This window comes from Listeria monocytogenes ATCC 19117 (assembly GCF_000307025.1).
In the GTDB taxonomy this organism is placed as follows: domain Bacteria; phylum Bacillota; class Bacilli; order Lactobacillales; family Listeriaceae; genus Listeria; species Listeria monocytogenes_B.
The window spans coordinates 2376650-2399654 of sequence record NC_018584.1 but is presented as its reverse complement, the minus strand read 5'-3'; the positions used below and the strand labels follow the sequence as shown (position 1 = coordinate 2399654).

The 23005-nt window shown below is 36.5% G+C and carries 26 protein-coding genes; 15 read left to right on the top strand and 11 right to left on the bottom strand.

Features of this window, described 5'->3' with window-relative positions; translation table 11 throughout:
• The 4 genes from addA (at nt 1) to LMOATCC19117_RS11785 (ending at nt 5925) form a co-directional block, all read left to right on the top strand.
• Nucleotides 1-3708 carry a helicase-exonuclease AddAB subunit AddA gene (gene addA, locus LMOATCC19117_RS11800; protein WP_003734372.1) on the top strand — a complete coding sequence of 1236 codons (3708 nt, stop codon included), beginning with the start codon at nt 1-3 and terminating at the stop codon, nt 3706-3708.
• A complete protein-coding gene (locus tag LMOATCC19117_RS11795) occupies nt 3709-4557 on the top strand; it encodes a fumarylacetoacetate hydrolase family protein (protein WP_003727812.1) in 849 nt (282 codons plus the stop codon).
• A gap of 19 nt (nt 4558-4576) precedes the next feature.
• Nucleotides 4577-4939 (top strand): YisL family protein, encoded by a 363-nt coding sequence (locus tag LMOATCC19117_RS11790; RefSeq protein ID WP_003726823.1) that lies wholly within the window; start codon nt 4577-4579, stop codon nt 4937-4939.
• 83 nt (nt 4940-5022) lie between these two features.
• Nucleotides 5023-5925 carry a YitT family protein gene (locus LMOATCC19117_RS11785; protein WP_003726822.1) on the top strand — a complete coding sequence of 301 codons (903 nt, stop codon included), beginning with the start codon at nt 5023-5025 and terminating at the stop codon, nt 5923-5925.
• A 77-nt stretch (nt 5926-6002) separates the two neighbouring features.
• Here LMOATCC19117_RS11785 and LMOATCC19117_RS11780 read toward each other — a convergent pair whose 3' ends face one another.
• Nucleotides 6003-6848, bottom strand: coding sequence for a Cof-type HAD-IIB family hydrolase (locus LMOATCC19117_RS11780; RefSeq protein WP_003744514.1), 846 nt, complete (start codon nt 6846-6848; stop codon nt 6003-6005).
• 118 nt (nt 6849-6966) lie between these two features.
• On the opposite strand from LMOATCC19117_RS11780, the gene yjfP reads away from it, so the two are divergent.
• From yjfP to LMOATCC19117_RS11765, 3 genes are all read left to right on the top strand, one after another.
• Nucleotides 6967-7719 carry an esterase gene (gene yjfP, locus LMOATCC19117_RS11775; RefSeq protein ID WP_003727814.1) on the top strand — a complete coding sequence of 251 codons (753 nt, stop codon included), beginning with the start codon at nt 6967-6969 and terminating at the stop codon, nt 7717-7719.
• A gap of 64 nt (nt 7720-7783) precedes the next feature.
• Nucleotides 7784-8092, top strand: a complete 309-nt coding sequence (locus tag LMOATCC19117_RS11770) for a metal-sulfur cluster assembly factor (RefSeq protein ID WP_003720638.1) — start codon at nt 7784-7786, stop codon at nt 8090-8092.
• Between the two features lie 79 nt (nt 8093-8171).
• Nucleotides 8172-9047 (top strand): GNAT family N-acetyltransferase, encoded by an 876-nt coding sequence (locus LMOATCC19117_RS11765; protein ID WP_003730858.1) that lies wholly within the window; start codon nt 8172-8174, stop codon nt 9045-9047.
• On the opposite strand, the gene LMOATCC19117_RS11760 is transcribed toward LMOATCC19117_RS11765, so the two are convergent.
• Nucleotides 9038-9388, bottom strand: coding sequence for a PTS lactose/cellobiose transporter subunit IIA (locus LMOATCC19117_RS11760; RefSeq protein ID WP_003726808.1), 351 nt, complete (start codon nt 9386-9388; stop codon nt 9038-9040). The genes LMOATCC19117_RS11765 and LMOATCC19117_RS11760 overlap by 10 nt on opposite strands.
• Nucleotides 9389-9538: 150 nt before the next feature.
• Here LMOATCC19117_RS11760 and LMOATCC19117_RS11755 point away from each other — a divergent pair, with 150 nt between their 5' ends.
• The 3 genes from LMOATCC19117_RS11755 (at nt 9539) to LMOATCC19117_RS11745 (ending at nt 10756) form a co-directional block, all read left to right on the top strand.
• Nucleotides 9539-9730, top strand: coding sequence for a hypothetical protein (locus LMOATCC19117_RS11755; protein ID WP_003726807.1), 192 nt, complete (start codon nt 9539-9541; stop codon nt 9728-9730).
• Nucleotides 9727-10071, top strand: coding sequence for a hypothetical protein (locus LMOATCC19117_RS11750; RefSeq protein WP_003727816.1), 345 nt, complete (start codon nt 9727-9729; stop codon nt 10069-10071). Before LMOATCC19117_RS11755 ends, LMOATCC19117_RS11750 begins: the two co-directional genes overlap by 4 nt.
• 163 nt (nt 10072-10234) lie before the next feature.
• On the top strand, nt 10235-10756 hold the full coding sequence (locus tag LMOATCC19117_RS11745) for a type 1 glutamine amidotransferase domain-containing protein (RefSeq protein ID WP_003723656.1): 522 nt from the start codon (nt 10235-10237) through the stop codon (nt 10754-10756).
• Nucleotides 10757-10798: 42 nt separating this feature from the next.
• Here LMOATCC19117_RS11745 and LMOATCC19117_RS11740 read toward each other — a convergent pair whose 3' ends face one another.
• A complete protein-coding gene (locus LMOATCC19117_RS11740; RefSeq protein WP_003723655.1) occupies nt 10799-11065 on the bottom strand; it encodes a hypothetical protein in 267 nt (88 codons plus the stop codon).
• A 112-nt stretch (nt 11066-11177) separates the two neighbouring features.
• On the bottom strand, nt 11178-12470 hold the full coding sequence (locus LMOATCC19117_RS11735) for an NCS2 family permease (protein WP_003726806.1): 1293 nt from the start codon (nt 12468-12470) through the stop codon (nt 11178-11180).
• Between the two features lie 172 nt (nt 12471-12642).
• Here LMOATCC19117_RS11735 and LMOATCC19117_RS11730 point away from each other — a divergent pair, with 172 nt between their 5' ends.
• Entirely contained in the window at nt 12643-13272 is a 630-nt protein-coding gene (locus LMOATCC19117_RS11730) for an HAD family hydrolase (RefSeq protein WP_003730859.1), read from the top strand.
• 43 nt (nt 13273-13315) lie between these two features.
• On the opposite strand, the gene LMOATCC19117_RS11725 is transcribed toward LMOATCC19117_RS11730, so the two are convergent.
• The 5 genes from LMOATCC19117_RS11725 to LMOATCC19117_RS11705 form a co-directional block, all read right to left on the bottom strand.
• Nucleotides 13316-14464, bottom strand: a complete 1149-nt coding sequence (locus LMOATCC19117_RS11725; RefSeq protein WP_003727818.1) for a pyridoxal phosphate-dependent aminotransferase — start codon at nt 14462-14464, stop codon at nt 13316-13318.
• A 75-nt stretch (nt 14465-14539) separates the two neighbouring features.
• Nucleotides 14540-15265: an amino acid ABC transporter ATP-binding protein gene (locus LMOATCC19117_RS11720; RefSeq protein ID WP_003726784.1), complete on the bottom strand. Its 726-nt coding sequence runs from the start codon at nt 15263-15265 to the stop codon at nt 14540-14542.
• Entirely contained in the window at nt 15258-16718 is a 1461-nt protein-coding gene (locus LMOATCC19117_RS11715) for an ABC transporter permease subunit (protein WP_003727819.1), read from the bottom strand. The genes LMOATCC19117_RS11720 and LMOATCC19117_RS11715 overlap by 8 nt, the downstream gene beginning before the upstream one ends.
• 191 nt (nt 16719-16909) lie before the next feature.
• On the bottom strand, nt 16910-17908 hold the full coding sequence (locus LMOATCC19117_RS11710) for an inorganic phosphate transporter (protein WP_003727820.1): 999 nt from the start codon (nt 17906-17908) through the stop codon (nt 16910-16912).
• A gap of 13 nt (nt 17909-17921) precedes the next feature.
• Nucleotides 17922-18542 (bottom strand): DUF47 domain-containing protein, encoded by a 621-nt coding sequence (locus tag LMOATCC19117_RS11705; protein ID WP_003723380.1) that lies wholly within the window; start codon nt 18540-18542, stop codon nt 17922-17924.
• A 386-nt stretch (nt 18543-18928) separates the two neighbouring features.
• Here LMOATCC19117_RS11705 and LMOATCC19117_RS11700 point away from each other — a divergent pair, with 386 nt between their 5' ends.
• Genes LMOATCC19117_RS11700 through LMOATCC19117_RS11690 form a run of 3 tightly spaced genes read left to right on the top strand, consistent with a single transcriptional unit; the run spans nt 18929 to nt 20860 of the window.
• Entirely contained in the window at nt 18929-19813 is an 885-nt protein-coding gene (locus LMOATCC19117_RS11700; protein WP_003730861.1) for an aldo/keto reductase, read from the top strand.
• Nucleotides 19810-20466, top strand: coding sequence for a DNA alkylation repair protein (locus LMOATCC19117_RS11695; protein WP_003725925.1), 657 nt, complete (start codon nt 19810-19812; stop codon nt 20464-20466). The genes LMOATCC19117_RS11700 and LMOATCC19117_RS11695 overlap by 4 nt, the downstream gene beginning before the upstream one ends.
• 1 nt (nt 20467) lies before the next feature.
• Entirely contained in the window at nt 20468-20860 is a 393-nt protein-coding gene (locus tag LMOATCC19117_RS11690) for a VOC family protein (protein ID WP_003725924.1), read from the top strand.
• Between the two features lie 12 nt (nt 20861-20872).
• Here the strand turns inward: LMOATCC19117_RS11690 and LMOATCC19117_RS11685 are convergent, their stop codons facing one another.
• Together LMOATCC19117_RS11685 and LMOATCC19117_RS11680 are read right to left on the bottom strand one after the other, a co-directional pair.
• Nucleotides 20873-21742, bottom strand: a complete 870-nt coding sequence (locus LMOATCC19117_RS11685) for an RluA family pseudouridine synthase (RefSeq protein WP_003725923.1) — start codon at nt 21740-21742, stop codon at nt 20873-20875.
• A gap of 21 nt (nt 21743-21763) precedes the next feature.
• Nucleotides 21764-22324, bottom strand: coding sequence for a bifunctional transcriptional activator/DNA repair enzyme AdaA (locus LMOATCC19117_RS11680; RefSeq protein ID WP_003744500.1), 561 nt, complete (start codon nt 22322-22324; stop codon nt 21764-21766).
• A gap of 145 nt (nt 22325-22469) precedes the next feature.
• Between LMOATCC19117_RS11680 and LMOATCC19117_RS11675 the strand changes: the two genes are divergently transcribed.
• The gene (locus LMOATCC19117_RS11675) at nt 22470-22952 is read left to right on the top strand and encodes a methylated-DNA--[protein]-cysteine S-methyltransferase (RefSeq protein WP_003725921.1); all 483 of its coding nucleotides are present in this window, start codon (nt 22470-22472) and stop codon (nt 22950-22952) included.
• Nucleotides 22953-23005 lie beyond the last annotated feature (53 nt).

Genomic DNA, 23005 nt, shown 5'->3' with positions numbered 1-23005 from the left:
ATGGGATTAAATATACCGCCAAAACCAGAAAGTTCTTTATGGACAGATGACCAGTGGAAAGCTATCCAAGCTGAAGGGAACAATGTGCTTGTAGCTGCTGCTGCTGGTTCAGGGAAGACAGCTGTATTAGTAACCAGAATTATTGAGAAGTTAATAAATGAGTCAGCGAACTTAAATGTTGACGAGTTGCTAATCGTAACTTTTACTAATGCATCTGCTGCTGAAATGAAGTTTAGAATTGGGAAAGGCTTGGAAGAAGCTCTAGCTCAAAATCCAGATTCTACCCATTTAAAAAGGCAAGTGGCTTTACTTAACTATGCTTCTATTTCCACTCTCCACTCTTTTTGCTTAGAAATTATTAGAAAATATTATTTTGATGCAGATATTGATCCAAATTTTCGCTTAATTGAGCCAATCGAAAGTAGTATGATTCGTGATGAGGTTCTAGAAAATTTGCTTGAACAAGAATACAGTATTGAAAACAATGAGCCGTTTTTTCACTTGGTAGAGTCTTTTACTGGAGATAGGTCGGATGCAGAGCTTCACGCGTTAATATCTAAGCTATATGATTTCTCAAGAGCAAATCCAGATCCGAATATATGGTTAGAAGAAATGGTGGACTTTTATAATACAGAAGAGACTACTTCGATTACAGAATTACCTTATTTTCCAATTATTAAAGAAGATATTGAATTAAGAGTTAATCAAGCTAAAAATTATTTATTAAATGCGATAGATTATGCAAATGAAAATAATGGACCTGTACCTTATTTAGCTACGTTAGAAAATGATTTAGCTCAAATTGAAGCAATAACAGAATTGAGCTGGAATAGCTGGGGACAGCTGAAAAAGGCTATTGAAAGTATTGATTTTAAGCGTATTCCAACACTAAAAAATAAAAGTGATTACGATGAAGAATATGTAGAGGAAGCAAAGAAATTTCGAGATGCAGCAAAAAAAGAAATTAAAAATATCGCAACTGATTGGTTTTCACGAGAAGAAATAAATTATTTATCTGACTTAGAAAAAATGAAACCAGACATCAAAACCTTGAGTAGATTAGTGAAAAAATTTGCTGAAAATTTCTTTGAAGAAAAACAGCAAAGAGGAGTATTGGATTTTAATGATTTAGAACACTTAGCATTAAAGATTTTATTAAAAGACAATGAAGCATCAGAAGTTGCTAAAAACTATCAAAAACAATTTAAAGAAGTATTAATTGATGAATATCAAGATACTAATATGGTGCAAGAAACTATCCTACGACTAGTAACTAATTCAGGTGAGGAACAAGGGAATTTATTCATGGTTGGGGATGTAAAGCAGTCTATTTATCGGTTCCGTTTAGCAGAACCAACGCTATTTATGACGAAATATCAAACTTACCAACAAGATGGAAATGGAAGCGGAATACGTATTGATTTGTCGCAAAACTTTAGAAGTAGAAAAGAAGTTTTAGATGCGACTAATTTTATATTTCATCAATTGATGGATAAGCACATTGCTGAAATTGATTATGATGCAGCGGCGGAATTAACTTTAGGCGCAAGTTTTCCTGAAACGACTGATATGGCGACGGAACTACTGCTAATTGATATGAAGTCTGTGGAGAGTGAAACTGAAGATGAATTGTCACCTCAAGAATTACAAAAAAATCAAGTGGAATCACGTGCAATTGCAATGAAAATTAAAGAAATGATAGACAATAAGTTTCCTATATTTGATAAAAAAATGAAACAAAACAGACCGATTCAATATCGAGATATAGTTATTTTAGCTAGGGCGATGACAAGCGCTCCAGATATGGAAGAAGCAATGAAAGTTCAGGATATCCCTTTTTACGCGAATAACAATTCTGGTTATTTTGAAACAACAGAAGTAGCTACGATGATTGCACTGATGAAAGTGATTGACAACCCTTACCAAGATATTCCGCTCGCTGCTGTTTTACGGTCACCCATAATCGGTTTAAACGAAGAAGAGCTAGGACAAGTTCGTATGGCGAAAAAGAATGGTTATTTCTATGATGCATTGTTAACATACAAAGATACAACCGTTTCGGAAACTGCAGATAAAATGAGTGATTTTATTCAACAGTTAAATAATTGGCGTGAGTTATCTATCCGGGAAAACTTAACATCATTAATTTGGCAAATCTATCAAGAAACTAATTTTTATGAATTTGTTGGTGGATTACCGGGTGGCAAACAACGCCAGGCTAATTTACGTGCGTTATATGACCGAGCTAATCAATACGAAAAAACATCTTTTCGTGGGTTGTTTCGCTTTGTCCGTTTTGTCGAACGCTTAGAAGTTCGAGGCGATGATTTAGGAACCGCAAAAACACTTGGTGAAAAAGAAGATGTCGTTCGTATGATGACAATCCATGCAAGTAAAGGATTAGAATTTCCAGTGGTCATTGTCTCTGGGTTAAGCAGGAAATTTAATATGCGTGATATTTATAGCAAAACACTTTTAGATAAGGATTACGGTTTTGCATCTAATTATCGAGATATAGAGAAAATGATTGTTTATCCAACAATTATGCAGCAAGCAATGAAACAAAAAAAATCTCGAGAAATGATCGCGGAAGAGATGCGAGTTCTTTACGTTGCTCTTACTCGTGCAGAAGAGAAGTTAATTTTGACAGCAACGGTGCCTGATTTTGAAAAAACAAGTAAGAATTGGTTACAAGTTGCAAAAGAAAAAGAGACTATTTTACCTGCATCCACAAGAGCTAAAGCGAAATGTTATTTGGATTGGATAGGAAACGCCACAATTAGACATCCTAATTTTAAAGAATTATTGTGTGAGGAAATGATCCAAACGCTTCCGACAGATATGAAACTACAGATTGAAATAAAAACCAAGGAAATGTTTCTAACTAATGAATTGGAAAAGACAGAAACGGTTAATTGGTTGGACAATATAAAAGAACATCAACCAATACCTGTCAAAAGCCCTTATAAGGATGAAATTCAGCGATATATGAACTATGAGTACCAAAATGAAGAGGCGACAAAGATTCGTGCTAAACAGTCGGTAACAGAGCTCAAGCGGCAATTTTCTTTGCAAGATAGTTGGAGTGATACTACACTTTTAAAAGAATTTCAAAAAGTTTCATTAGACAGACCCAAATTTTTACAGCAAAATAAATTATCTGCAACAGAAATTGGCACGGCAATGCATACGCTAATGCAAGCAGTTTCTTTAGAACATCAACCGACAAAGGAAGATTTGGAACAGCTTTTACAAACAATGCGTGAAAAGGATATACTAACAGAAGCACAACTTAAAGCAATCAATATTAAACAAGTGCTAGGCTTTTTTGAATCGCAATTAGGAAAAACTATGTTGCAGAAAAAAGATTTAGTAAAACGTGAAGTGCCATTTAGTTATTTACTTCCTGTATCTGAGTTATACGAAAAAGTTGATATAGACGAACGCGTACTTATCCAAGGTGTTGTAGATAGCATGATTGAAGAGGAAGAAACAATTACTTTGATTGACTATAAAACAGATAAAATAGAGGGTAGGTATTCTAATTGGGAAGCTGCTGAAAAAATAATGAAAGAACGATATCATATTCAAATCAAACTTTATGCAAAAGCGATTCAAGCGATAAGTGGTAAAAAAGTTGATGCAGCTTATTTATATTTCTTCGATGGACAACATATATGTCAAATAAACACAAAGGAAGGTTTTTAAATGAAATGGTTGAGTTATCAGCATGAGGGCGATTTTAATTATGGCATTTTAACACCTGAAAATAAAATTATCCCTGCACAAACAATTTTTTCGAATCCACCTGCTACTCTTTTAGACTTTATCAAAGAAAAGCCGCTTGTCCCTGAACTAAAAGGAATCAAAGGGGATATTGATTTAGCTGAAGTAGAAATCCAAGTTCCTATCACCCCACCAAATAATATTATTGCAATTGGGAAAAATTATTATAATCATGTGCTAGAGATGGGGAGCAAAGAAGACGTTCCAGAACATATCCTTGTATTTACAAAAAGTGCTAATAGTTTATTGCCGCATAATGGCAAAATTGAGCTACATCAAAACCTAACTAGTCAATTAGATTATGAAGGTGAACTCGCAGTAATTATAGGAGAAAAGGTAAGAGATTTATCCGAGCAAGATGCATTATCCGCCATATTTGGATTTACTATTTTAAATGATGTAACAGCTCGGGATCTTCAGAAAAAACATAAACAATTTTACCTTGGGAAAAGTCTTGATGCCAGTTGTCCAATGGGACCATATGTGCTGGAAAACAATGGAAGTAAAGAAGTTGTTTTTCATATTGAAACTAAGGTTAACGGTGAAATAAGACAGTCTGACTCTACAGATAAATGTATATTTAATTTAGCTAGGATTATTTCTGATTTATCAAAAGGGCATACATTGTTGCCTGGGGATGTGATAGCTACAGGAACTCCAAGTGGTGTGGGGAAAGGCATGACACCTCCAACTTTTCTGCAAGCTGGAGATGTTGTCGAAATTACTATTGATAAAATTGGGACACTGACTAACAAAGTAAGAAAATCTTAATAAGAAAGAGGGATGTATTATGTGGGGTTATATTCATTTGATTTCATGGGTGGCTATTGTTGTACTAACGGTTACAGCTTTACTCATTTATTCGAAATCGACAAAAAGTTTTACAATGTTGCAAATGATCAATCGAGTTTTTTATATTCTGGTTATTTTGAGTGGAATTATGATGGTCAAATACAGCATAGAGCAAAGTTGGATTCTGGCAATATTTAAAATTCTGATGGGAATCATTGTAATTGGTGTAGTGGAGATGCTACTTAGTTACAGGAAACAACAAAAACCAACAGGAATGTTTTTGATGATTTTTGTTATTGTCGTAGTGATTACCATCTCATTAGGCTTCTATTTATCAGGCGGATATCCATTATTTAATTAAAAATCAAAAAAATAATAAAAAAGACTTCTCTTTTCTCTAGAAAGTTGGTATGTTATGTTAGGGCCAAAAAAGGAGAGAAGAAAATGAGTTCAAAAATAGTATATAAAGAGTATGCTAAAAAAACCGCCATTGCAATAATAGCAGCACTTTTAAACGCAATAGGCATGAACTTCTTTTTAATACCAGCACAAGTTTATGCAGCTGGATTAAATGGGGTTGCACAACTAGGTTCAGACATGTTACGAGATTCAATGAATATTTCTATTTCAACAGGACTACTTGTTCTGTTATTAAATATTCCAGTGGCGATTTTAGGGTGGTTAAAAGTAGGAAAATCATTTACTGTTTTTAGTTTTTTAACAGTTGCTTTTATGTCCTTTTTCTTGATTGTTATCCCAGAGGTGCAAGTATCTAGTGATATTTTGCTTAATGCGATTTTTGGGGCTTTAATTGCATCTGTAGGTATTGGTCTGGCTTTGAAATTCGGTATTTCTACTGGCGGATTAGATATAGTAGCAATGTATATCACTATTAAAACAGGGCGTTCTTTTGGGAAATATTTCTTGCTTTTAAATGGAGTTATTATTATTGTTGCAGGTTTTGCATATGATTGGACATTTGCGCTGTACACGCTCATTTCTTTATATGTTCAGAGTAGAGTTATTGACATTATTCATACAAGACATCAGAAGCTGACTGTCATGATAATGACGCAACACTCTGAAACAGTAATCAAAGCAATCCATGAGAACATGGTACGAGGAATTACAGTTGTGGATGCGATGGGTGGTTATTCAAAAGAAGACGTAGCAATGCTGATTATGGTGATTACGCGTTATGAACTATATGATATTACGCACATTGTTGGCGAGTTTGACTCTAAAGCATTTATTAATGTTATGGAGACCTCAAGCGTATTCGGTGATTTTCGTTCAGAAGCAGATCAAAAATTAGCAATGGCGATGTATAAAAATAAAATGATGTAAAAAAGCTGCAAAGTAATGGCTCTTGAATCAAAAATTAGCATTCCTAACTTTTGTAAGACCTTACTTGCAGCTTTTTATTATAGATTTAAGTTTTCTTCTAAATAGAGTGCTATACCATCATCTTGATTAGAAGCAGTTACCACGTTTGCCACATTTTTAACAGACTCGGCAGCATTTCCCATAGCAACCCCAACACCAGCGTAATCAAGCATTTGTAAATCATTAGTTTCATCGCCAAATGCAATGATATCTTTACGATCAAAGCCTAGTGTTTTAGCCGCTGCTTGCACGCCAATAGCTTTATGAATACCGAATTTAATAATTTCAACGGCTGGCCAAGCAGATGCTCCCCATGTATGGTGAGAAATAACGCCGGAAAGAGATTCATCCAAGTGTTTGCTAATTAAATCAAGTTGGTCAATTTTTCCAAAAAACAGTAAAGAAGTAGCATCTGATTTAATAGCATCACGGATGTTTCCAAAGACAATGTTTTCAGTGCCTAAGTGGAATGTTTCAGGAACGCTGTTGTTTCGTTCTTTTAAGAAGACATTATCTTGCACCTCTGCTGCGATATTATCTAATGAAAAGCCGTTTGAAAAATCGAGTAACTCATGAACAACTTGTAAATCAATGGCATGATGATAGCCCTCAGCGAAGGTAGTAAGTCTAGGATGGTGATAGACGGCACCGTTGAAATTTACAATCGGCGTTGTTAATCCGAGTTCATGGTAATAAGAGCCACTTATTCGATATGGGCGTCCCGTTGCAATCATTACTTCGTGACCGGCCATGCGGGCTTTTTCTAAAGTTTTTTTTGTATGGGAGGAGATAGTTAAATCATCTCTAAGTGTTGTTCCATCAAGATCTAGTACGATTAATTTTTTAGACATAGTTTGCTCCTTTAATTCATATGGTTGGTTCAAAGCTGCCCCTTCATGCTAAAATAAGGGCACACATCAATGATAGACGTTTATCACAAATTTGTAAATGATTCCGACCTTTACAGTAGCTTAATAAACTCAATAGAAATGAGGCTTCACAATGATTCAAGTGGAAAATGAACAAATTGCGGGAATACCAGTTTTACATATTAGTAATAGTGAAAATGCTGATCAAATGTTACCAACGATTATTTTTTATCATGGATTTACTTCTCAAAAAGAATTATATTTACATTATGGTTATCTACTTGCGCAGCGTGGCTTTCGAGTAGTTTTGCCGGATGCAAAGTTGCATGGTGAGCGTCTACAAGGAGCGAATCCGGAAGATCAGGCTACATTCTTTTGGGATGTTATTGAGACAAATATTATAGAATTCCCTCTAATTACTAATGAATTAATTAAAGCTGGAAAAACGGATGCTAATCGTATTGGAGTTGGCGGAGTTTCCATGGGAGCTATTACTTCGCTTGGCCTTCTTGGGCAATATGAAAATATTAAAGTAGCGGTCAGTTTAATGGGAAGTGCTTATTACGTTGATTTTGCTAAGGAGTTATCTAAATATGCATTGGCGCAAGGGTTAACTTTCCCGTATGACGTGGATGAGCGAATTTTAACTTTACAAAAATATGATTTGACCCAAAATATCACCAAAATAAATAACCGACCATTGTTACTTTGGCATGGCAAAAAAGACGATGTGGTACCTTTTGCGTACAGCGAAAAGTTATACCAAACATTAGTAGAAGAAAGCTTGGCAGATAATGTGCAATTTATCATCGACGACAATGCGAAACACAAAGTTTCGGTCGAAGGAATGCTACAAGGTGTAAGCTTTTTCGAGAAATTCTTATAATGAAAATCATTCTCATATATGATACAATAAATGTACAAAATGGCAAAAAGGAGGCATATGCTTCATGGATGAGCAACTGAAAGAAAATTTAATGGGCGCACTAGAACAAGTTATCGATCCAGAACTTGGAATTGATATTGTGAATATTGGTCTTGTATACGATGTTGAATTAGATGATGACGGCCTTTGCACAGTATCAATGACGCTTACAACAATGGGATGTCCACTTGCTGGTATTTTGACTGAGCAAGTACAAATGGCACTTAGTGATATTCCAGAAGTGAAAGATACAAATGTAAATCTTGTTTGGAATCCACCTTGGACTAAAGATCGTATGTCACGCTATGCAAAAATAGCGCTTGGTATACGTTGAATTAAATAAAAATAAGCAGGTAGGACGTATTTTGCGTTATACCTGTTATTTTTATATGACTGAATAGAGGATTAAAACGATGAATTATGAAATGATAAGTGATTATAAAGATAATAAAATGTATCGTGATAGTTTTAATAAACTTGCGGAAAGTACATTTGACATTAATTTTGAAGAATGGTTTAGAAGCGGTTTTTGGAATGACAAGTATGTTTGTTATTCTTATATAGATAATAATGAAGTTATCTCGAACGTCTCCATTAACAAAATGAATTTAATTTATCAAGGGGAAAATTATAGTGCGTTACAAATTGGAACAGTAATGACGCATCCGAATTACCGTGGACAGGGTCTTGCTAAGAATTTATTAAATCATGTGATAGCTAAGTATGAAGACCAGTATGATTTTCTTTATTTATTTGCAAATGATACTGTATTGGATTTTTACCCGAAATTTGGGTTTGAACGTATAGAGGAAAGTAGTTTTACTGTAGATGCTTGCAATTTGAAAAAAAAAGCTAGTAAATTAAAAAAGCTGAATCCCGATAATAAAACGGATTTTCAGCTAATTAGTCGTATTGTATCCAAAAGAGCATCACTTTCTAACATATTAGATGTCAAAGAAAGTGAAGATTTACTGATGTTTTATGTATTAATTGCGTTAAAAAACGAGCTTTATTATTTGGAAGAATTAGATGTAATTGTTCTGATGGAACAGGAAGGTACTGATCTATATGTACTGGATATTCTTAGTACAAAAAAACTAGATGTGGTGGAAGTTCTAAGTTATCTTTCTACCAAAAAAATCGAAACAATCCATCTTCTTTTTACGCCAGAAAAAAGCAAATACATTGATGCGGCTTATATCATTGAAACGGAAGATATGTTGTTTGTGCGTCCAAATGTGCTTACAAGTGAAAATTACTTCTTATTTCCAGCGACCTCTCACGCTTGATTTTCAAGTTTAGTAAGTCGTTCTTCGATACGTTGTTGATGTTTGTATTGTTTAATGATTCTTTTGGCAAGTTGCAATTCCGCTTGTGCCGTCATTAAGTGATCCTGCCCATGAATAAGTAAAAAGGAAGGATGAGCTACCGTTTCTGAGTCGCGAATGGATACTAATTTTGTTTGCCAAATATGACCTTCTTGGAATTGATCCTGTGCGATTTGCAGATGTTTATCGGCTTCATCAAATTGATACTTTTCCGCAAAATCAATTGCTTTGTATGCTTCTTTTCGTGTGTTTCCGCCATGCAAAATGAGTTTTACAACAGCTTCTTCTACTTGAATTTCCATTTTTCCACCCCAACAGTTGATAGTTTTCTTTCATTGTAGCAAATGCCTGAACGGTATGACAATAAATTAGCAATAAATCAGCCTATGGAACGATGTGTTTCATGGAGCTTAGCGTATAATAGGCAATAGAAAAGGTGTGGAGGGATTCAAATGGAAGAACGTTTATACGAACTTGAAGATAAAGTACAAGACCTTGAGCTTGAAGTGCATGATTTGCGTGATAGAATTCAACTGCTCGAAGACAAACCAGCTGCTCGCTCTAGCTTACTTGGTCATAATGTATGGGTCTTAATTCCATTAGTCGCTATTATTTCTTGGATGGTTGTAGAAATTTTTAGTTGAAGGGGACCTTTAATGGTTTCCTTTTTATTTGTAATATAGTAATTTTTATACAGAAAATAACAATAAAAGTAAGCCAGTTCTCATCTTTCTTATCTTTGTCACAAAAAATCTATATTTATTTACTTGCTTTTTTCAAGAACAATAGTAAAATAAGTTATAGGATAGAGTTTTACCTTGATGAAAGTTTCATTTTTATTAATGTGATTTTCATGGGGATAAGACCCTATCATGGTTATAATGACTTTTGGTGTATCCATCTTCCAATAGAATGGCAACTAGTCAGACATCTGTTTAGACACCAAAATCATTATTTGTTTTCATTCATCTCATTGGCCGTGTAGTTCATGTCTATGCCTCATCCCGTTATGCATAGACGCCCGAACATGATGGCAACGCTGGAAATGTTTATTTCGAGCGTCTTTTTTTGTCTTCTTTTATAGGCGGAATAATTTAATAACAATCTAGTTATTGTTATACTGTAGAAGAGGATAGGAGGAGATTTATATGACTTTAAAAGGTAAAAAAGTTATTGCACTTGTCAGTGAAGACTTTGAGGATTTAGAGCTTTGGTATCCAGTGCTTAGATTGCGCGAGGCAGGAGCTTCGGTGCATCTAGTGGCTGAGGAAGCAAAGAAAGTTTATCACGGTAAGTACGGAGTTCCTGTTACTTCTGACTATGATTTTGATTCTGTTCGCGCAGAAGATTATGATGGGATTTTAGTTCCAGGTGGCTGGTCCCCAGACAAATTACGCCGTTTTGATAGCGTACTAAATTTGGTTCGTGCGTTTGATAAGGCGAAAAAACCAATTGGACAAATTTGCCATGCTGGATGGGTACTTGTTTCGGCTGGTATTTTAGAAGGCGTGAATGTAACAAGTACACCGGGAATTAAAGATGATATGACGAATGCGGGAGCTATTTGGCATAACGAGCCTGTTGTAACAGACGGCCATATTATTTCGAGTCGTCGCCCACCAGACCTTCCAGAATATTTACCAGCATTTATTTCCGCTTTAGAAGATTAAAAAAAGAAGCATTTCCATATTTTGGGAATGCTTCTTTTTAGTTTAAAAGTAAAAAGTTACGATAAAGCCGATAAAACTAGGAATTGCTGCAACTAAAAGCAGGATACTCCAGCGTAATTGGCTTTTTCGACTTGGGTTTCCACTACGGCCACCAAAGGATACGAATGCGGATAGAATAATGGATGCAAAGACAATGATAGTCGTTACAATGGAATATAAAGTGGATACAGTGTAGTCAGGCATCAAAAAGCTTGCTAGAAAAACAACAACAGCAAGTGCGACACCAGCGAGCAGTGATTTTAAAAACACGACAAGTTCAACTCATTTCTAATTAGTTTCTCTCTTCTTTATAGCAAACGAGCGGGTTTTTGTCCAATAAAAAAGCGCCTAGCTGAGTTCAGTAGACGCTTTTATTCATTGATTAATGTGGTAAAAATGCTACGAGAATGAAGAATAATACGGCGATAACGATTAGGAACCAGTTAAGTTCACGCCATTTACCAGTGAATACTTTTAATACTGGGTAAGAAATAAATCCGAATGCTAAGCCGATTGCGATGCTTGAAGTAAGTGGCATAGCTAGAATAACTAAGAAAGCAGGGAATGCTTCATCTAATGTATCCCAGTCGATTTCTTTAACAGCACCAATCATCATACTACCAACAACTATAAGTGCTGGTGCAGTAATAGCAGAAATTCCAGAGACAGCACCAACAAGTGGAGCGAAGAATGCTGATACCATGAACAGGATAGCAACTGTAAGTGTAGTAAGACCAGTACGTCCACCAGTTGCAACTCCAGCAGAAGATTCAATGTAAGCACTTGTTGGCGTTGTACCAAACATCGAACCAACACTTGTTGCAACCGCATCAGCCATTAAGGCTTGTTTCGCATTTGGTAATGACTCACCTTTCATTAGGCCAGCTTTTTTTGCAACCCCGATCATTGTTCCGGTTGTATCAAAAATCGTTATAAGTAAGAAGGACAGGACGACAGCATAGAGCCCGTAACTCATCACATCACCAAAAGCGTGAATAGGATTAGTGAAGACGAATTCTGGCATTGGCGGAAGTTTAACGATACCTTCTGTAAATTTCAGTTCACCAGTGATAAAAGCAATGATACCAGTTGCAATCATCCCAATAAATAAAGCGCCTTTTACGTTTAAAGCAAGCAAGATTAAAGTGATTAAAAGACCAACAATAGCTAAAATAGCTTCTTTGGAATGTAAGTCACCTAAACCTACTAAGTTAGAATCGTTAGAAACAATAATGCCTGTCATACGGAAGCCAAGGAAAGCGATAAATAAACCAATACCAGCAGTAATCCCAGCTTTTAAATTATGTGGAATAGCTTCAATGATTTTTTCACGAAGCGGTGTTAAAGATAATAATAAGAAAATAATACCTGCTACAAAGACCGCAGCGAATGCGACCGAATAATCTAGTTTTTGAGTTGTAACTACTGTGACGAAGTAAGCGTTCATACCAAGTCCTGGCGCAATCGCGATTGGATAGTTAGCGAAAATTGCCATCCATAATGTACCGATTACTGCTGAAATGATTGTTGCCATGAATACGGTATTGAATGGAACACCTGCTGCGGAAAGAATGGCTGGGTTAACTACTACGATATAAACCATCGTTAGGAATGTAGTAAAACCAGAGATAACTTCCGTTTTAACATCTGTACCGTTTGCTTTTAATTGAAACATGCGTGTGTTTCACTCCTTTTTTAAAATCATGCTTAATGGTAAATAACGAACATTAAAAACCACAAATACAATATTATTCGTTTTTTACTAAAAAAGCAACCCTTTTTCGAAGATTTCTTAAATAGTTTATCTATGTTACAATGAAAATATCACTTATACTAGGAGGATGCATGTGAAGGCAGTTGTTTTTGATTTTGATGGAACTATGCTTGATACGGAAAATTTATGGTATACAGAGACAATGAACTATTTGAAAGAGACGTACGATATTGATTTACCAGATGAAATTTATCAGCAAATTATCGGTACAAGTGAAGAACCAATTATTCGCTATATGATGGAAGCAACGAACGGGGCTTTTGATAAAGAAGCTTTTTTAACTACTGTGGCGGAAGCTTGTCATCTTGGTCAACAATCACTTGGCTTTCGTGATGGTTTTAAAGAATTTTTTGAACAAGTAAAAGCGAATGATTTTAAAATAGGCCTTGCAACGAGTTCGGGATTTGACTGGATTGGGCCTACGCTGGATCGTCTGGGCATTTTAGCTGATTTTGAGACGATACAAACGGCAGACCATGTGGATGAAATTAAGCCACATCCGGCACTTTACTTACAAGCAGTAGAAGCGCTTGGGGTTAAACCAGAAGAAGCAATTGCTATAGAAGATTCCAAAAATGGTGCGCTATCAGCAATGCAGGCTGGGTTAAAGGTGTATATCGTACCGAATGAAGCTACAAAAAACATCACTTTTCCAAAAGAGGCGACGGTTGTTTCTTCTTTTGCAGAAATCAATTTAAAATAGAAAAAAGAGCAAACTTGCCTATGAAGCGAGTTTGCTCTTTTTGTTAAAAGGTTAATTTGGCTAGACGGTTAAATGCTTCTTCTAGCACGCTAATGTCTTGGGTTGCAGCTAGGCGAACATAATTATCACCAGATTCACCAAAAGCTAGCCCAGGAATGACGAGGACTTGTGTTTCTTTTAAGACATATTCTGTAAATGAAACGGAATCCATATTTGTTTTAGAAATATTAATAAAGGCGTAAATCGAACCTTTAAGTGGATGTAAAGAAAGATATGGGATTTCTTCCACCCGTTTTGCGATGTATTCTAGGCGTTTTTGGAAAGTTTCTGTTACTAAAGGAATTAGTGTCTCAGAATGATTTAATGCGTAAATAGCAGCTCTTTGGGACGGTGTAGGAGCTGAATAAGTAATTCCTTCATTAATAATCTTTGCAGCTTCGTTTAAATAAGTAGGAGCAATCATATATCCTAAGCGCCAACCGGTCATTGCGAAGTTTTTAGACATACTACCAAATGTAATCGTGTGATCTGGCGCGAATTTGGCCATTGGTACGAAGTCTTCATAAAAACTAAAACCATCATATACTTCATCCGACAAAATAAAAAAGTCATATTTTTTCGCTAGATTAGCAATTTTTTCAAAGGTTTCCGGTGAAAAAACAGCACCGGTGGGATTATTAGGTGAATTTAAAATTAAAGCTTTCGTTTTATCAGTAATGGCAGCTTCTAAAATATCGACATTAATCGCAAAATCGTCTTTCTCATAGGTTGGAATAATGATAGGAGTACCACCGGAATTTAACACTTGATCTTTATACGGGGAGAAGTAGGGTTCGTGAATAATGACTTCATCGCCGTCGTCGAGAATGGTTTGCAAGGTTAGGTACATACCATGAAGCGCGCCAACTGTAGCGCGGATTTGGCTGCGTTCAAAAGACAAATCATAATTACGGCTAAAATAACCACGAATAGCATCGATGAGTTCTACATCTCCACCAGATTCTGTGTATTTTGTATGGCCTGCCCGTACGTCTTCAAAAGCGGCATTAATAATCGATTCATCCGTAATTAAATCAGGATCACCAATGGATAAATCGAGAATATCAGGCATTGTTTTGGCAAGTGTGCCAATATCAGCAAGAATGTTCACAGGCATTTGTTGATGTTTTTTAGCAATTTTTGAGTTATTCATCATGTATAATTAGCTCCTTTTTTCTATAAGTGCAGATAAACGCCTCACCTAAAATAGGCGAGACGTAATCTTTGGTTATGCTAAAACTTTTCCTAAAAAGTCTTTTGTACGATCGTTTTGCGGGTTCCCGAATACTTCTTCGGGCGTGCCTTGTTCTTGAATCACGCCAGCATCCATGAAGACAACGCGGTCGGCAACTTCTCTTGCGAATCCCATTTCGTGCGTTACGACAACCATCGTCATACCTTCTTTAGCAAGCGACTTCATAACGCTTAATACTTCACCGACCATTTCGGGGTCAAGTGCGGAAGTTGGTTCATCGAATAGCATTACGTCAGGATTCATTGCGAGTGCTCGGGCAATGGCTACCCGTTGTTGTTGTCCACCAGAAAGTTGGGAAGGGTAGCTAGTTGCTTTATCAGCTAGACCGACTTTTTCCAGTAGAGAAAGCGCGTGTTTTTTCGCAGCTGCACTATCTTCATTCTTTACTTTCATAGGCGCTAACATTAGGTTTTCAAGAACATTTTTATGTGGGAATAAGTTGAAGTTTTGGAAAACCATGCCCATTTTTTGACGAAGTTCGTTGACATTGGTTTGTTTTGCCATTAGGTCTTTGTTTTCGAAAAGAATCGTGCCGGTTGTTGGTTGTTCTAATAAGTTCAGGCAACGTAAGAAAGTACTTTTTCCGCTTCCGGAAGGGCCGATAACTACGACCACTTCTCCAGATGCGATTTCAAGATCAATACCTTTTAAGACTTCTAATTTGCCAAAATGTTTGTGTAAATTTTTAATATCAATCACTTGTTCTCATTCTCCTTTCAGCAACACCTAGTAGTCTTGATAAGCTAAATGTTAGTACAAAGTAAATTAACGATGTAATGATTAGCGGAATAAATGGCTTGAAGCTTGCGCCTTGGACTACGCCGGTCATAAACATTAGTTCTGTTACACCAATAACGGATACGATGGAAGATTCTTTAATAACAGTGACGAATTCATTCCCAAGAGCAGGAAGAATATTTTTCACGGCTTGCGGTAAGATGATGTAACGCATGCTAGCGCCTTGTGTCATACCAAGGGAACGAGCTGCTTCCATTTGACCTTTGTTGACAGCAGAAATACCTGCGCGGATAATTTCAGCAACATAAGCGGCACTGTTTAGCGATAGGGCGATACAACCAGAAACAAAGGCGGATACGTCCATACCGATAATTTGAGTTCCGAAAAAGACGATGAAAATTTGAATTAGAAGTGGCGTACCACGGACAAATTCAATATAACATGCTGCTGGCCAGCGTAACCATCTTGTTTTCGCCAGTTTCATGAGCGCTAGTAATGAGCCGAGAATGGCACCACATAATACACCGATAGCGGCAAGGGCAATAGTGATTAATGTACCAGTGATAAAGTAATTACCATATTTCTCGTAAAAGCTACCATCTTGGAACATTAATTTATTGGCTTCTTTTTGATATTTTTTCAGTAAGCCGGTATCTTGTATATCTTTAATAGAAGCGTTGACTTTTTCTTGTAAAGCTGTAGAACCTTTTGGCATTGCGATGGCGGTTTCTTTGCTACCATTAGCAAATTTGATATCCGCCATAGCGAGTGTCTTATCTTGACTAATATAAGCTTCAGCAACTGGACCTTCTAAAACAACCGCATCGACTTTGTTGCTTTTAAGGTTAAGAATAAGGTCCGGTACTTTTTGAAGGGAAACTACTTCTGAACCAACTAGCTCATTTTGAGCTAATTCTTCTTGTGTCGTTTGTTTTTGGGCACCAACTTTCACGCCACTAAAATCATTCACACTTGTAAATTTATCTTTATCTGTCTTTCTAATCACAACACGTTGCTGAACGAACATGTATGGATCAGAGAAATCCACTTCTTTTTGACGTTCGGGTGTAGGTGACATCCCGGAAATAATCATATCAATCTTGCCAGTTTTTAGTGAGCCAAGCAAGCTGTCGAAATTCATTTCTTTAATTTCTAATTTAACATCTAAATCTTTGGCAATTTTTTCCGCAATACTTACATCAAAACCAACGACTTTATCTTTACCGTCGATTGTTTGATGAAATTCATACGGTGGATAGTCAGCGGAAAGGCCGACCGTTAAAACACCTTTTTCTTGAATTTTAGCTAAAGTTTGATCTTCTGTATCAGCGGCGAACACAGTTGTGAAGCCAGAAAATACAACTATAAAAACAAGTAAAATTGCTGCAATCTTTTGTAATAAATGCTTCTGCATAAGTACAACTCCCTTTAGTATATGAGTAATTTATAATCAATGAATCGTTATTATCGATGTTTATTATAATACATCAAAATGAGTAAATATGCAATATGTTTTTAAAATAATCTCGTTTTATATTATATTTATTAGTTTTATTCAAAAAAATGTATAAAAAGAGCCTCGCGTTAGCAAGGCTCTAAATAATATTAAAGAATAAATCTTAGTACATAGAAGATAAGTGCTGCAATTGTTGCTGAAATAGGAAGTGTGATAACCCAAGTAATAATCATACGTTGGGCAGTATCCCATTTGACACCTTTGACACGGTGAGCTGTTCCGACACCAAGGATAGAAGAGCTGATTACGTGTGTTGTACTAACTGGTAAATGAATGAAAGTAGCACCGAAAATAATGATAACGGAACTTAAATCAGCCGCTACACCATTAACTGGTTTGATTTTCATGATTTTACCGCCAACAGTTTTGATGATTTTCCAACCACCAATACTCGTACCAATCGCCATGGCAATCGCACAGGATACTTGAACCCATAATTGCACATCATCGGTTGTTTGGAAACCACTAGCAATTAATGCCATTGTGATAATCCCCATTGATTTCTGTGCATCATTAGTTCCGTGTGTGTAAGATTGTAGCGCAGCAGTTCCGACTTGAATCATCCGGAAGCGCCGATTGGTCGTGGCTAAGTTTAAGTTCTTCAGGAAAACCTTGAAGAGTGAATATATCGTGTAACCGACTACGAAAGCAAGTACAGGAGATACTAATAAACCAACAATGATTTTAGTAAATCCGCTGTATTCAATTGCTGCAAATCCGGCTGATGCAATGGCTGCACCGGCGATGGATCCAATCAAGGCATGGGAGGAACTACTAGGAATTCCGAAATACCAAGTGATTAAGTTCCAAGCAATAGCTGAAAGTAATGCTGCTAAAATAACAAGTTCGCCGTGATCTAAGTCGAATGGGTTAACAATGTCTTTTGTAATTGTTTTAGCAACCCCTGTGAATGAAATAGCACCCACAAAGTTCATTACGGCAGCAAGAATAATCGCATGTCGTGGTTTTAAGGCTTTTGTAGAGACACTAGTCGCAATTGCGTTAGCTGTATCATGAAACCCATTGATCAGGTCAAATGCTAGCGCGGCAAGTACGATGACGAGGGTGATGAGAAACATTCCTTCCATCTATCTAGGCCCCTTACGCATTTTTCATGACAATTGATTCAAGCGTATTCGCAACGCTTTGACAACTATCAGCAATGTCTTCTAATTTTTCATAAACTTCTCTTAGACGAATTAGTTTAATTGGATCTTTTTCGTTTTGGAAAAGTTGGATTAGTGATTCGCGGTAAACATCATCACATTGAGATTCGTAATCTTTAATTTGAATCGCAAGTTTACGAACGTCTTTTAGTTTTTTATCAAAAACAAGGTCAACTGCTTTTTCAATTTCAACAGTGCTTGCTTGAATAGCTTGGATAAATTTAGTCATGTATTCATCATAATGAGTGATTTGGCAGATTTCTAGTGAGAAAGCTGTTTCATCAAGTGCATCCATTACGTCGTCTAAGCGGTTAGTAAGTTCTAACATGTCCTCACGTTCGATTGGTGTAATGAAAGCGTCGTTTAATTCCATAATCATTTTGTGAACCATGGAGTCTCCAGCTGTTTCATATTCTTTGATTTTATTCGAGAAAGTATGTAAATCCTCCACCGAATTAATGTTGTAAGTTGCAAAGAAATTTGCACCTTCATGTAAATTTACTGCAATGTCATGCAACAACGAAGCAAAACGGTCTTTTTTATTTTTAAAAGCCATTTTCTTAATTCCCCCGATCATTTTTGGTCATTAATAATCAGCTCGCTTTTACTTTGAAAAGGGAGCTTTTTTCTTAACGATAAGTTAACGAAAACAAATAAAAAACTTGATAGATCTTTACCACAAATTAATACTAACATAGGATGGGAATAAATAGGAAACTTTTTTTTGACGGCTCTGCAAATAAACGTTCTGACAGCGTTTCCAATGGCTGTTTTTAGGTATTTCATTAAATGAATAAAAAAAGTAGAATTTTTGTGGCTTTTTATTAGGAGAGTAAGGCGCATTTCGGTATACTGGTTTTAAAATATAAATTTGCGAAAATAGTGTATAATTCATTTAAGAGAAAAAGTTCACAAAACAGTTTTCGTGAGGAGGGTTTCGTTTTGACAAAAACATTACAAGACAGAATGATACTACCGGGGAATGAGACAATTCCTTATATTGGACTTGGTGTATTTCAAGTAACAGAACAAGAATTTATCGCTGGTGCTGTGGAAAAGGCAATTGAAGTAGGTTATCGTTTGTTTGATACAGCGGCAGTTTATAATAATGAAGCGATTGTTGGGCAAGCAATTGCTAGTAGCGCAGTCTCACGAGAAGAATTATTTATTAGTTCGAAAGTGTGGAACGGAGACCTTGGCTTTGATGAAACGTTATTTGCTTTTGAGCGAACACTTCGGAATTTGAAGTTGGATTATTTGGATTTGTATTTAATTCATTGGCCTGTAGCTGGGAAATACCGTGATTCATGGCGAGCGATGGAGCGGCTTCATGACGAAAAATTGATTAAATCTATTGGAGTTGCGAATTTCAAGCAACATCATTTAAGTGACTTATTGGTTGCTGCAAATGAAAAACCAGTTTTAAATCAAGTGGAAACGCATCCACTGTTACCGCAAAATGACCTTCGTAAGTATTTGGCGGAACAGAATATCGCGCACGCTGCCTGGTCACCGCTGGCTAAAGGAATATTAATGCAAAATCCGGTGATTACAGAAATTGCGAAAAAACATCAAGCATCTGTAGATCAAGTGATTTTACAATGGCATTTGAACCGCAATACGATTATTTTTCCGAAGTCAATTACTTCTAGTCGGATTGAGGAGAATTCACGTTTGTCCTATTTCCAACTAGATGCCATTGATATGGAAAAAATTGATCGCTTAGAAACGGGGAAACGTGTTGGACCAGATCCAGATGATTTAGAATACTTTTTAAGTAGTATTGAACGGGAACGCGCTTATTTATCAGGTGAGAATGCGGAATGACAGATATTCAAATGGTATTCCGCGCGAATCGTTCTTTAATAGATGCTCCGCCAATGGAAGCTTACATGAAAAATCAATTTACTTTTTTGGGAATTAGAGCCGGTGAACGAAAAAAATTGGTAGCGGAATATTTGAAAGAAAATGGGGCGCCGCAAGATTTACTTGGATTTACGATAGCCTTATTTGCTGAAGAAGAGCGTGAATTTCAGTATGTGGCGATTGATTTATTAAGCCGTTACGGTAAAAAACAGCCTAGTGAGGCGATAAAAGTATATGAGCAATTAATTGTAACGAAATCTTGGTGGGATACTGTGGATGGCCTAGCGGGAACGGTAGTAAGTAATCATTTTAAACTATATCCTGAGTTGATTCCTACCTATAATGAAGCGTGGATAAATGGAGATAACATTTGGCTCGCTCGAACGGCAATTTTATTTCAATTGAAGTACAAAGAAGAAACCGATGTAGATTTACTTTTTTCCAATTGCGAAAAATGGCTGGATTCCAAAGAATTCTTTATTCAAAAAGCGATTGGATGGGCGCTCAGACAATATGCAAAAGTCGATAGCGGGGCAGTTCGTCAGTTTGTAAATAGTCACTCGCTTGCGCCGTTAAGCCGAAGAGAAGCACTTAAACACATCGGGGAGGCGTGATATGTTACATCATGTGGAAATATATGTAGCTGATTTAGAAGAAAGTCGCTTGTTTTGGTCAGGGCTGTTAGAAGAACTTTCTTATGAGTTATACCAGACTTGGAATGAAGGCTTTAGTTATAAATTCGCCGATACGTATTTAGTATTTGTGCAAACAGAGGAACCGTTTGTCGCGGAAGGTTATCATCGCAAACGAGTTGGGCTCAATCATTTGGCATTTCATGGTGGCACAAAAGAACGGGTGGATGATTTTCGAGCCAAATTAAAAGCAAAAGGAACCAAACTTCTATATGAAGAAAGATATCCTTTTGCTGGCGGTGAAAATCATTATGCTGTATTTTTTGAAGATCCAAATGGAATAAAAGTAGAAATTTGTACAGAAGTCACAACGTAATGTTGTGGCTTTTTAAAATACCCAATCATCTCCAGCTGGAGCAGAAAAATTCATTTCTTTACCTTTGAAAGGATGATTTAAATGTAATTTTTCGGCATGTAGCATGATGCGATTAGCACGAGGGGAACCACCATAAAGCGTATCGCCAATAATTGGATGGCCAATTCCGCTTAAATGAACGCGAATTTGGTGCGTCCGACCAGTTTCGATTTGGCATTCTACAAGAGAGGTGTTTTTTTCGTTATCATTTTCTAATACTTTAACATGCGTTACTGCTGGTTGACCGTATGGGCTGATTTGGCGTCTGGAACCGTGGTGACGATCTTCGCCAATTGGTTTGTTGATTGTTTGCATCACGAGTCCCCAAGTACCATCAACTGCAGCGAGATAAGTCCGGTGAATCGCTCTATTTTCCATTTGCCAAGATAAGCCGGCGATAGCTAATTTGTTTTTAGCAAACAGTACTAAACCGGAAGTAGTTTGATCAAGACGGTGAACTGCTAGGGCGTTCGCATCTTGGCCTGTTTTTTCTAAGTAATATTGCACGGCATTCGCGCAAGTATCTGTTTCATAACTATCATTTGGGTGAGTTTTCATATCAACTGGTTTATTCACTACTAGTAAAAAATCATCTTCATAAATAATTTCTAAGTCGTACTCATAGACAGGGATTTTGTCATGTAAGAAAACTGGTAAAGAAAGACTCGCTCCAACGAAAAGTGGCGTATTCCAATCATCCAGTGGCTTATTGTTTAGCAAAACATTTTGAGACATGCGAATTTCATGTCGCGCTTTTTTACCGAGATGAAATTTTTCTTGCAAAATAGTAGTTAGTGAAAGGCCTTCCCAGTCTTCTAAAATAGGTAATGTTACATGTGTCATAGTCAAATCATCCGTTCTAATTTAATTTTTTATTATTGTTTTTCGAAATTGGTTTGGTGACAAACCGGTATGTCTTTTAAATGTAGTAGAAAAATGAGAGGGGTTTGGAAAGCCAGCCATTTTTCCAATAGTTTCAATGGATTGGTTGGTCGAGGTTAGCTGCATTTTTGCGTAACTAATCCGGACGTTCTCAAGGTAAGTAATGGGTGTAATCATCGTGATTCGCTTAAATGTTCGGTGTAAGTGGTACGGACTTCCGTGGCAATCATCCGCAATGATTTGTAAAGTGAGCGGTTTGGCAAAATTTTCTTTAATATACATTTCGATATTTGTTATCCACTCCGTATCAGGTAGCGCAGTACCACCAGATTTACATCGTTTACAAGCCCGGTAGCCATGCGAAAAAGCTTCCTCCGCACTATGGAAAATAACGATGTTTTCTTTTTTTGGTAATCGTGATTTACAAGAAGGATAGCAAAAAATCTTCGTAGATGTAACACCATAGAAAAATGTGCCATCAGCAGTCTTATCATTCGTTGAAATTGCTTGCCATCTTTTTTTGGTTAAGTAATAATCCGACAATGTTATCACCTCAACTTCTTATTAATCATAAACGTTATGAAGGTAAATTGCGAGGAAAACTTTTCTAATCTTGCTCTTATAGTGAAACTGGTTAGAAATGTTATTCAATTTAGCGTATAATTAACATTAGAAAGAGGTGAAGGAAATGACAGATTTATATTATGATACGCTTCATTTTTCAGACACAGAGCTTTATTTCGCAGCGACGAAAACTGGGCTATTTTACGTTGGAACAAAGGCAGAAAAGATTCAATCAGCCAAGCGAAGCCCAGAAAAAATGAACATGTATAAAGAAGAATTGGTCGCTTATTTGAACGGAGAACTTACGTATTTTACTGTACCAATGGATTTGTCCGCTACTCCTCTCCAACTTGAAGTATTTCACGCATTGGAAGCTATTCCTTATGGAGAAACTAGAACGTATACAGAAATTGCAGCACAGATAAATCGCCCCAAAGCCGTGCGCGCAGTTGGAACGGCAATCGGAAGAAACCCACTACTTTTCATTATTCCATGCCACAGAGTAATTGGTAAAAATGGCAAATTAACAGGTTATAGCGGGGGGATAGGGATGAAAGAATCACTCTTAAAACTTGAAAAAGCAAAAATAAATCAATTTTCTTTTTAAAAAGAGAATTGATTTATTTTTTTATCTACTGTACTATAGTAACTAGTACAATT